Annotated in this window: 7 protein-coding genes and 1 pseudogene; 6 read left to right on the forward strand and 2 right to left on the reverse strand. The window is 57.3% G+C overall.

Translation table 11 applies throughout. The features are described 5' to 3' along the window. Positions 1–66 precede the first annotated feature (66 nt). Positions 67–528 (forward strand): annotated as a pseudogene (locus tag P7F60_RS30365) (IS3 family transposase); the annotation flags it as partial. Between the two features lie 111 nt (positions 529–639). Here P7F60_RS30365 and P7F60_RS30370 read toward each other — a convergent pair. Continuing rightward, positions 640–2,580, reverse strand: a complete 1,941-nt coding sequence (locus P7F60_RS30370) for a HAMP domain-containing methyl-accepting chemotaxis protein (protein WP_277921185.1) — start codon at positions 2,578–2,580, stop codon at positions 640–642. A gap of 813 nt (positions 2,581–3,393) precedes the next feature. Further along, a complete protein-coding gene (locus P7F60_RS30375) occupies positions 3,394–5,304 on the reverse strand; it encodes a diguanylate cyclase (RefSeq protein ID WP_277921186.1) in 1,911 nt (636 codons plus the stop codon). A gap of 309 nt (positions 5,305–5,613) precedes the next feature. On the opposite strand from P7F60_RS30375, the gene P7F60_RS30380 reads away from it, so the two are divergent. From P7F60_RS30380 to P7F60_RS30400, 5 genes are all read left to right on the forward strand, one after another. Continuing rightward, positions 5,614–6,965 (forward strand): IS3 family transposase gene (locus P7F60_RS30380; protein ID WP_277921187.1). Its coding sequence is split into 2 segments (ribosomal slippage): positions 5,614–5,950 and positions 5,950–6,965, totalling 1,353 coding nucleotides; the frame shifts between segments, so codons are not numbered across the junction. A gap of 179 nt (positions 6,966–7,144) precedes the next feature. Further along, positions 7,145–7,624, forward strand: a complete 480-nt coding sequence (locus P7F60_RS30385) for a hypothetical protein (RefSeq protein WP_277921188.1) — start codon at positions 7,145–7,147, stop codon at positions 7,622–7,624. 253 nt (positions 7,625–7,877) lie between these two features. After that, entirely contained in the window at positions 7,878–9,467 is a 1,590-nt protein-coding gene (locus P7F60_RS30390; protein ID WP_277921189.1) for an ABC transporter substrate-binding protein, read from the forward strand. Continuing rightward, on the forward strand, positions 9,452–10,576 hold the full coding sequence (locus P7F60_RS30395) for an ABC transporter permease (RefSeq protein ID WP_277921190.1): 1,125 nt from the start codon (positions 9,452–9,454) through the stop codon (positions 10,574–10,576). Before P7F60_RS30390 ends, P7F60_RS30395 begins: the two co-directional genes overlap by 16 nt. Continuing rightward, positions 10,573–11,276 (forward strand): ABC transporter permease (locus tag P7F60_RS30400; RefSeq protein ID WP_277921191.1); only part of this gene is annotated, 704 nt, incomplete at its 3' end. The genes P7F60_RS30395 and P7F60_RS30400, both read left to right, overlap by 4 nt.

The following is an 11,276-nucleotide window of genomic DNA, read 5'->3' on the forward strand; positions in this document are numbered from 1 at the left end:
GAATAGAGAGCCGTATGCGCTGAAAGGTGCACGTACGGTTCGGGGAGGAGAAGCGCATCCGCGCTTCTTACTCCACTCCGGACCGCCGAGGGCTTCGCCTATCTCGCGGTCGTCATCGATCTCTATTCCCGCCGGGTTATCGGTTGGGCAATGCAGAGCCGTCAAACCACGGACGTCGTGCTGCAGGCGCTGCTCATGGCGGTCTGGCGGCGCAAGCCGAAGGGCGAGGTGCTGATCCACTCGGATCAGGGCTCGCAGTTCACCAGCATGGATTGGGCCTCGTTCCTCAACCACCACAATCTGGTTCACTCGATGAGCCGACGTGGCAACTGCCATGATAACGCAGTCGCCGAAAGCTTCTTCAACCTGCTGAAGCGGGAGCGGATACGTCGAAAGGTCTACCGTTCACGCGCTGAAGCTCGCCAGGACGTGTTCGACTACATCGAAATGTTCTACAACCCGAAACGCAAGCACGTCAGAAACGGGATGCTGTCGCCCGTCGAGTTCGAGAAGCAGCAGAGAACCTAACCCGAGGGCGTCTACAAAACTCGGGGCTATTCAATTTGCTGCTTCATGAATGTACCATTGTTCTGCAATCAGATTACGGCCGGCTCTTAGCCGCCCGCTCTTTCCCAGAGATCAAAATTCCTCCCAGTCTGATGCTGAAGCGGCTCCAGCGGCCAACCCCACGGCTCCGGCAACTTTCGCAAGCATCCGACGTGCAGGCGATGCGACAGGCCGAGCAGCACCCGACACCGCAACTGGCCCCGCATGGGATGATGCAGCCGCCTCACCTAGCTGAAACTGCTGGATTCGACCACGAAGCCGCTCGACTTCGCCGGCAAGTGCGGCACTAGCGGCGGTGGACTCTTCCACCATTGCCGCGTTCTGCTGCGTGACTTGGTCCATCTGATTGACGGCTGTGTTGACCTCGCCCAGGCCGACAGACTGCTCCTTCGCAGATGTGGCAATCGCATCCAGTTGAGAATTCATCGTCAGAACCTGTTGCTGGATAACATTCAGAGCATCACCTGTCGCTTCCACCAGGCGGACACCAACAGCAACTTCATCTGCCGAGTTACGGATGAGGCCCTTGATTTCCCGTGCTGCTTGCGCCGAGCGCTGGGCAAGCTCTCTCACCTCCTGGGCAACAACGGCAAAGCCTTTACCGGCGTCGCCTGCCCGCGCTGCTTCGACACCGGCATTGAGTGCAAGCAGGTTGGTCTGGAATGCGATCTCGTCGATAACACTGATGATGTTGGAGATCTGGTTTGAAGACTGCTCTATCCGCTGCATTGCGTTGACAGCATCCGAAACCACGGTAGCGGATTGACGGGCACTCTCATTCGTCTGGGCTGCGATACCGCGCGCTTCCTCCGCACGCTTGGAGGCGTTGGAAACATTTGCAGTAATCTGATCAAGCGCGGCGGCTGTCTCTTCAAGGGCTGCTGCCTGCTGCTCGGTACGCTTCGACAGATCCTCGGCACTTTTGCTGATTTCGCGCGCGCCACTATCGATCGAGCCGGTCGCCTCGGATACAGCCGTCATGGTCTGAGCCAGTTCTGATACTGCTGTGTTGAAATCGCTTCTGAGTGCCTCGAAGTCGGGGGCGAATGGTTCGCGGAGCCGGAAGCCAAGGTTACCATCAGCCAGCTGTTTCAGCCCTTGTGCCAGACCAGATGTGGCCGCAGCCATTTCGTGAGCGCGTTTGCGCTCGGCCGCCTCAATCCGTTCCTTCTCGGTCTCATTCACCAGACGGTTTGCTTCTGCCTCGGCTTCCAGCTGACGCGTCCTCAGGCCATTATCCTTGAAGATCTGAACTGCCTGAGCCATTCCACCAACTTCATCGCGTCGGTCGCGGCCTGTCACATCCACGTCAAGATCGCCATTGGCGAGCCTGGTCATCAGTGTCGCCAGGCTACGGATTGGAACAACCAGCCAAGACCTGATGGCAAAGAAGCCGACAGCAAGTGCTATGATGACACCTGCGATATTGGCAACAAGCGTTACGATTGCTGTTTGCGTGACGCTCTCGGTCAGGGCTGTACCTTTGGCGTTCGCCGCCTCGACCGTGGCAGTTGCCACGCGGCTGAGTTCTTCGCTGACTGGACCAAAGGCAGGCTGGCATTGAGTGAGGAAGAGCTGTTGGGATGCGGCAACGTCAGCCTCGGAGACTGCTCGGCCCGCTGCCTGGAGCGTCGACTGGCATGCCTGCTCTAGTACCGCAAGGCCCGCAGCCTTGAGAGATGGTATCTGAGTGTTCGACGGCATGGCGACCGCTGCAGTATCAACAAAACCGAGAAAGTCGGTTTTGAATTTTTCGAGCTCCGCCGAGGCCATCGCGTTCAGCTCTTCGGTCCGGGACATCAACAGATCTCCAAGAGCGGCACGCGCACCCTGCAGGGATCTATTGGCTCTCGCAAGATTGAGTGCTGCAGCGGAGTTGCCCTCGAGCAACTCATGATAGGCCGCATCTGTGTTGGTGAGCTGCATGTCGCTATAGATAGCGACGGCGATCGCAAACAAGCCGAAGAAACTCATGATGATCATGAATTTCCCGATGATCGGAACGTTCTTCATACTGAGCGGTCCCCCTTGGACCCAAGGAAATGCAGTTCGGTGTCGAGACAGTGACGAGCCCTGAGGCAATTGGCTCACCGTCACACCGTAATGAAGACAAGCGCCCCGGCGCCTCTCTCATCTCGCGTGACAGCTCCGGCTCAGCCACAAATGGTTAACGTTTGGCGCTGTACCGACCCCTATTTTTAGTTGTCATACACTTAAAATTAGTTAACTTGATTTAGTGTTTTAAAATATTTTTCGATCGCCCCAATATTGGACGCTAACGGTAGACGCAAACATAGATCATTCTTGAGAATTCAAGGTCAAAGCGTCTTCGAATTCAACTCGCCTCCGTTTTCAGGCCCGCGCCTAACGAATACTACGCTTAGATCTCGGCAGGCTCATCGCCACTCATGACGGGTGTCGACATGTGTGGACGATGAGAGGGCTGCGCTATTCAGTTAACGATGCGAGATGTCGATAGGAATGAGTGCATCCAGGCGGCTTAGGTTCTTTGAGAAACCCTCTTTTGCAGCTTTCCTGCCGTCACTGCCCCCGCACCCGGATATCGTCGAACTGCACGCATTCCAGTATTCGCACAGCGCTCGGCAGACATGGTAAGCAGATCGCACTTTGTCGCCCAAGGCCTAGCTCTGCGCTGTAATTTCCTCGGCATAAGCGTCGACAATCACCGCGACCTCATCGGCCGGCCTGAAGAACGGCAGCCAATGTTCGTCAGACCCACTCGCGACCCACGCCGTTACCATCTCGAACAATCGAACCTTCTCCACGGTTACGCTCCAAGCGGGACGACTTAAACTTTTCGTTTCCTCAACGCGGCCGCGCTGACTTTCTTGCACGCTCGTCGTCGAGCCTCTGCAATCCGACACGGTCGCGCCCTGCATCCTTCGCCTGGTACAGCCCAAGATCTGCACGCCCCACCAGCTCGGCGGCGTTGTTTACAGCGGATTCGCGCGTAAATACCGTGGCACCAAGGCTCGCAGTGACAAATCCGTACTCACTACCCTCATGGGGGATGCAAAGCTCCCGGATGCATGTCCGCATTTTGTCAGCGATCGCGACTGCACTCTCGCAATCTGTATTTGGTAGGAGAACTGCAAACTCCTCGCCGCCAAAGCGTGCGGCGATATCACCAGAGCGCCGCGCAGCGGCCGCGATTGCGCCTGCAACAGCCTTGAGGCATTCATCACCGGCCAAGTGCCCATAGCGGTCATTGTAGGCCTTGAACCGGTCGACATCGATCAGAAGGACTGCCAATGGTTGCCCGGTTTTTTTGGCCTTCTCGAACTCTTGTAGAAGTGCCTCGTCAAAGGAACGGCGGTTCGCCAAGCCCGTGAGCGCGTCCGTTTCGGCCAGACCCTTCATCCGCTCCGCAAAACTCTTCAGCGAAAGTTCGGCCTCCTTCATCGCGGTAATATCGGAGACAATCGCCAGGACATGTTGGTCCTCGGTAACCCGCGTTCTTAGTGACAACCAGCGGCCGTCTGTGAGGGGGATCACTTCGTCCTTGTTGATGAAGAGCGTTTGCCCTGCCGCTTGGATGTTGTCCTCATCCAGATCAATGGGCAAATCCTGACGTTCTCCGTTGCGCACCGCGGCCCTGACGATTTCGGTGATGTGCGCGCCTTCCTTGCGGGCATAAGCGGATTTCGGGAAGAGTTCTCGGTATTGTTCGTTGCAAAACACAATCCTTCCATCTGGCCCGAACATCGCAAGTCCGTCTGACATTTCCGCCATGGCTTGAGCCATGACATTTCTGCTGGATCGGAGTTCCTGCTCAAGAAGCTTCTTCTCCGTGATGTCGACAGTGACGCCGGCCAAACCAACCATATCGCCTTGGCGGCTTCTCAAGGGCACTTTCGACGTCGAGTACCATCGCGGTGGCTTCCCCTCTTCGATAAGGAACTCTTCAAAATGGTCCAGCGCCTGGCCGGTTCGCATGACATCGGCCTCGACCGCCATCAACTGCTCGGCTCTCTCCTTCGGAGCGAGATCATGATCCGTCAGCCCAACCATTTCAGACGACCGCATGCGCCCATTGTGGCGAGCAACGTTGAGGTTCGCGACAACGAAACGGTGTTTCAGGTCTTTGACATAGTGGTAATCGGGAGCCTGTGTGAGAGCCGCGTATAGAATGTCGCGTTCCAGCGTGAACCGGCGAAAATATGCAAGAAAAAAACCGATAGCGGCCGTCGTCGCGAAATTCAGAACGACAATTGGCAGCCCCACCTGGTCAACCGCCCGCTGGAACTCAGCCGCAGGGAGAAGAGCAAGCACTGCAATCGAAAGGCAGCCTGCCAGCACTGCGGCACTCAGGATCGATGGCGCATTGCTCAACGGTTTTCGACCAGCGAAGAACCAGAGCGAGCTTCCTAGCACGAAAACAAGAGCGATCGCGGTCAAGCCAGGCGCTACCCCTGCCCCACCAAGATATAAGCGGAAGCCCGCAGCCATGATGGCGGTGATAAGCGCAGCCCCCGGCCCGCCGAATACAGCAGCGGACTCAATGATCGCAAGGCGGAGATCAAAGATGACCCCGACATCAAAGCGGACCGAGAGGAGCATTGACGCGATCGCCGCCAAGCCCATGGTGACCCCAAGGCCAGCGCAGCGCAGCTTGGGCGGTAATTGGTAGAAACGGTAAGAGAGATGTGTCCAGATAGAGACGATCAATGCGACGGCGGCAAGATTGCCAGCAAGAACTTTCCAGACGTCATCCATTCTCAATCACCGTCACACTACGCCCCGAACACTCAAACAGAAGAGACGACGCTGCGCTTTCGATGGTCCTGGAGGACGCAGTTGCAAGCCAAAACCGTCAATAGAGTCATGCTCACTATCTGTCAAAAACCTAAAGCAGCGGTTTATGGTCAGTGATTTACGGCTAAAGTCTCAGTCGGTCCGTCCATCGTATTCACCAGCCTGTCCCGAATTGGCTGACTGTCCCGGATCAGCGCCCTTGAGACAGAACTGGTTTAGTTGAGAAGAGAGGATTTTCGGCTCATCGTAGCTCTATCAAAGGAAGCGAAGATGAGACAGAAATCCGGGCCGCAGTCGTCAACGGCTGAGAAGACGATCAAGGACATCCGCCGCGCCACGCGCAAGCACCACTCAGCCGAGGACAAAATCCGCATTGTGCTGGACGGCTTGCGTGGTGAAGATAGCATCGCCGCGATCTGCCGCCGTGAGGGGATCGCGGAGAGCTTGTATTATAGCTGGTCGAAGGAATTCCTCGAGGCGGGCAAGAAACGTCTTGCGGGCGATACCGCCCGTTCGGCGACCAGTGACGAAGTGAAGGCACTTCGTCGTGAAAGCCGCGACTTGAAGGAGGCTCTGGCCGACCTCACCCTGGAAAACCGCATGCTCAAAAAAAGCATGATCGCGGATGGGGGCGACGACGAATGAGATACCCCGCCACCGAGAAGCTTGAGATCATCCGGCTTGTAGAGCAGTCGCATCTGTCGGTCAGGCAGACCCTCGACAAGCTCGGCATTCCCAGGCCGACCTTTTATCGATGGTATGACAGGTTCCTGACCCACGGCGTCGAAGGGCTGGAAGACCGGGCTTCCGCGCCGTCACGGGTGTGGAACCGCATCCCCGATGATATCAGGGATCGCATCATCGCACTCGCGCTCGATCATGCCGATCTGTCGCCGCGCGAGTTGGCGGTGAGGTTCACCGACACGGAAAGCTATTTCGTGTCAGAGGCTTCGGTCTATCGCCTGCTGAAAGCACACGACCTGATCACCTCGCCAGCCTATATCGTCATCAAGGCCAATGACGAGTTCAAGGACAAGACCACGCACCCAAACGAGATGTGGCAGACCGATTTCACCTATCTGAAGGTCATCGGCTGGGGATGGTTCTATCTCTCCACCATTCTCGATGACTTCTCGCGCTACATCGTCGCCTGGAAGCTGTGCACGACTATGAAAGTCGATGATGTCACAGACACGCTCGACTTGGCACTGGCCGCCTCAGGTTGCAACAGCGTCAAGGTCGAACACCGGCCGCGCCTGCTGTCGGATAACGGGCCGTGTTACGTTGCCTCCGATCTCGGTGAGTGGCTGGAAAAATACAAGATCGATCAGGTCCATGGCGCGCCTGGCCATCCGCAAACGCAAGGCAAGATCGAACGCTGGCACCAGACGCTCAAGAACCGCATCCTGCTCGAAAACTACTTCTTTCAGGAAGACCTCGAAGCCCAGATCGCGGCCTTCGTCGAACATTACAATCATCGCCGATACCACGAGAGCCTCGACAATCTCACCCCGGCCGACGTCTACTTCGGGCGCGGCCAGTCCATCCTGCTCGAACGTGAAAGGATCAAACGAGACACCATCAGACAGCGCCGCTTGAACCATCACGCCAAAGCGGCTTAAATCAACCCGCAAACCGAGCCGGAAACTCCGCTCTTCCAAAGCCCGAAAAGTCTCAGTTCATTTGACGACGGACAGTCCAGCGTACCGCGAAAGTTCGATACTGCGTTCGCTGCGAGCACACGGCCGGGCTCGATGAACTCGTCGCAAGAGTGATCCGCGTCTCCGAGGGTGCTGCCATCATGACCGGCACCTTGGTGTCACACGAGTACATCAGTGCATGCAGCAATCTTCTGCCAAACCAAAACCTCGAAGACGCAATGCATCGGGAATTCATACGCATAGGGCCTCCACCCTTTGACGCCGATGATCGAAGCTTTGCTCGGTTGATACAAGCGACGTTCCCAAAAGAGGATATTGTCCAAGCATTCCATGAAGCCGGCGTGGAGTACGCCGATGATCCGCTGTGCGTGTCGATCGCGCCAAAGGAAATGAAAACGAAGCTTCTCAGCTCGACCGATGTCGGTGACGTCTCTTGGGTAGTCCCTACTGTTCAAGCAAATGGAGCGACGCATGCGATCGCGACGTCATTCCATTCCTGGCAATGGACGGCTCAGGGCAAAACACCCTACGCCCACAAAGGTATGATTCATGCAGCAACGGTGATGGCCGCAACAGCAGCAGCGGTGATTTCTAATCCAGACCTCCTCGCAAAAAAATAAAAACGGAGCATAAGGAAAGAATATCGAGAACCCCTTATATTTATCCTTTGCCAAGGACGGAGCCACCGGAATTATACAAAATATAAACAGCGTTCCATTAATTAATAAATGTTATATAATTTTGGTTATTTTCGGGTGAACTTCAATGGTACTTAAAAATTACTCATCATCGCCTTTATTATTTGCGTCGTGAATTCGTGAAGAGCTTACGCGTCGGTTTGGAAAACAGACCGCGCAAAATAGGGAGAGGGCAATGTCAGACTATACCAAATATCTTACGAGCCAGGTCGCGCTCGGCAAAATGAGCCGTCGCGAATTCATCGGCCGCGCCGCTGCTTTCGGCGTGACGCTCGCCGTCGCCGGCACCATGTTCGATTCAGCGGCGGAGGCTCAAGAGCCCAAGCGCGGTGGCAACTTGAAGCTCGGCCTTGAAGGTGCGGCTACAACGGATTCGAAAGATCCCGCGAAAGCGATCTCTCAATTCATGCTGGTGGTAGGCCGAAACTGGGGCGACACAGTGGTTGAGTCCGATCCGTTGACCGGGAAAGCAGTGCCTGCGCTCGCCGAATCTTGGGAGCCATCTGCAGATGCCTCGACTTGGACCTTCACCATACGTCGCGGTGTCAATTTCCACGATGGCAAGGTTCTTACCGCCGATGATGTTGTGAAAACATTGCTGCGCCATTCCGACGCGAAGTCTGAATCGGGTGCAGTTGGGATGCTCAAATCCTTCAAGGAGGTCAAATCAGACGGTGATAGAGTTGTAATTGTCCTCTCGGAGGGGAACGCTGATCTCCCATTGCTCCTTACGGACTATCACCTCATTATCCAGCCGAACGGCGGCCTGGAAGAACCTAACGCCCAAATTGGCACGGGTCCCTACAAGGTGACAAGTTTCGAGCCTGGCGTTCGTGCCACCTTCGAGCGCAACACTGACGATTGGCGCCAGGACCGCGGCTTCGTCGACACGATCGAGATGATCGCGATGAACGACGCGACCGCCCGCATCGCCGCCCTCTCCTCCGGTCAGGTGCACTATATCAACCGCGTCGACCCCAAGACCGTGAACTTGTTGAAGCGGGTTCCCAGTATTGAAGTGCTTTCGACACATGGTCGCGGTCACTATGTATTTTCTATGATGTGCGACACTCCGCCGTTCGACAACAATGATTTAAGGATGGCGCTGAAACTTGCAGTCGACCGCGACGTATTGGTAGAAAAAGTACTGAATGGGTACGGCAAGGTCGGTAACGATTTTCCGATTAACGAAGCATATGCTCTCTTCCCGGAAGGCATTGAGCAGCGTGTCTATGATCCAGATAAGGCCGCATTCCACTACAAGAAATCTGGTCATAGTGGGCCGCTTCTGCTGCGTACATCCGATGTTGCTTTCCCGGGCGCCGTCGACGCGGCCGTACTCTATCAAGAGAGTGCCAAAAAGGCTGGTATCGACATTGAGGTGAAGCGCGAACCGGGTGACGGTTACTGGACAAACGTCTGGAAGGTGCAGCCGTTCATCACCTCGTACTGGGGTAGCCGACCCACCCAGGATCTGATGTACACCACTGGATATCTCTCCACCGCAGAATGGAACGATACGGGGTTCAAGCGCGTCGACTTCGACAAGATTTTGCTCGAAGCTCGCGCCGAACTCGACGAGGCCAAGCGCAAGGACATGTATCGCACCATGGCCATGATGGTGCGTGACGAGGGCGGCGTCATCGTCCCGATGTTCAACGACTTCGTGAACGCCTGCTCCAAGCAGGTGAAGGGCTATGTCCACGACATCGGCAACGACATGTCGAACGGCTTCGTCGCAACCCGCGTGTGGCTCGACGCCTGATGACCGGCGGCGGACCGGCGCACGGTCCGGAGCTGACAGCAACGGCTGCTGCGGGCGATAGCCCGCAGTCTGCCGGCGTTGCCGGGTCGGTTGCGTCCACTGGTGCTCCCATCATCGAAGGCACGCCTTCGTTCTGGGCGAAACTCAGCAAGAGCAGCCCCTTGGTTGCGCTCATCCTGCAACGCCTCGCGCTCAGCGTGGCCTTGCTCTTCGCCGTGTCGCTGATGATCTTCGGCGGCGTGGAAGCCTTGCCCGGCGACTTCGCCACCACCTATCTCGGCCAGTCGGCCACCCCGCAGGCCATCGAGAACATCCGCAAGGATCTCGGCCTCGACCAGCCCGCCACCACCCGCTACCTGAACTGGCTCGGCGGCGCCGTTCAGGGCGATTTCGGTAAATCCTGGGCCTCCAAGCAATCGGTCAGCGAGCAGATCGGCAAGCGCCTCGGCAATTCGCTGTTCCTCGCCTTCTTCGCGGCGATCATCTCCGTGCCGCTCGCCGTGGGCCTCGGCATGCTGGCGGTGCAATACCGCAACCGACTGCCGGACAAGATCATCAACGTCGTCTCTCTCGCGGCGATCTCCCTGCCGGAATTCTTCGTCGGCTACCTGCTGATCCTGTTCTTCGCCGTGCAGATGGGCGTCGCGACCTTCCCGGCGACGGTCTACGATTCCATGACGCTCGGCCAGCGGCTGTCGGCCATCGCGCTGCCCACCGCGACCCTCGTCCTCGTCGTTCTCGCCCACATGATGCGCATGACCCGGGCGGCGATCCTCAACGTCATGTCCTCGGCCTATGTCGAGACGGCGGAACTGAAGGGCCTTTCCGGGCTCCGCATCATCGCTAAGCACGCAGCCCCCAATGCCGTCGCACCGGTCATCAACGTGATTGCGCTCAACCTCGCCTATCTCGTGGTCGGCGTCGTCGTCGTGGAGGTTGTCTTCGTCTATCCCGGCATGGGCCAATACATGGTCGACGCCGTGACGGTGCGCGACATGCCGGTGGTGCAGGCCTGCGGGCTCATCTTCGCCGCCTTCTACATCTTCCTCAACATGTTCGCCGATATCCTTGCGATCATCGCGAACCCCAGATTGAGGCACCCGCGATGAGATTGTCCTCCATCCCCATCAGCGCCTGGGTCGGCATCATCGGCATCGTCCTTGCCGTCTTCTGCGCGATCTTCGCCCCCCTGATCGCGCCCTATGGCGAAAGCCAGATCGTCGGCTCCGTCTGGCAGCCGATGGGCGGCGACTACCTGCTCGGCACCGACAATCTCGGACGCGATCTCTTCTCGCGACTGATCTTCGGCGCCCGCACCACGATCTTCGTGGCGCTCGCGGCAACGATCCTGTCCTTCTCGATCGGCATGCTGCTCTCCTTCATCGCGGCGGTCACCGGCGGTCTCATCGACCAGACCTTCTCGCGCTTCAACGACCTGATGATGGCGATCCCGACCCTGATCTTCGCCCTCGTCGTGCTGGCGGTCCTCCCCCAGCAGCTCTGGATCCTCATCCTTGTCATGGCGATCCTCGATTCGACCCGCGTCTACCGCATCGGCCGGGCCGTCGCGCTCGACGTCGCGGTCATGGAGTTCGTGGAGGCCGCACGGTTGCGCGGCGAAGGCACGGGCTGGATCATCTTCCGCGAGATCCTGCCCAACACGCTCTCGCCGCTGCTCGCCGAGTTCGGCCTGCGCTTCGCCTTCTCGATCCTGTTCCTCTCCACCCTCTCCTGTCCGTCGTCAAATGATTTGAGACTTTTTGGGCTTTGGAAGAATGGAGTTTCCGGCTCGGTTTGCGGGTTGATTTA

It is taken from the genome of Rhizobium sp. YJ-22, from assembly GCF_029601685.1.
Lineage (GTDB): Bacteria > Pseudomonadota > Alphaproteobacteria > Rhizobiales > Rhizobiaceae > Metarhizobium.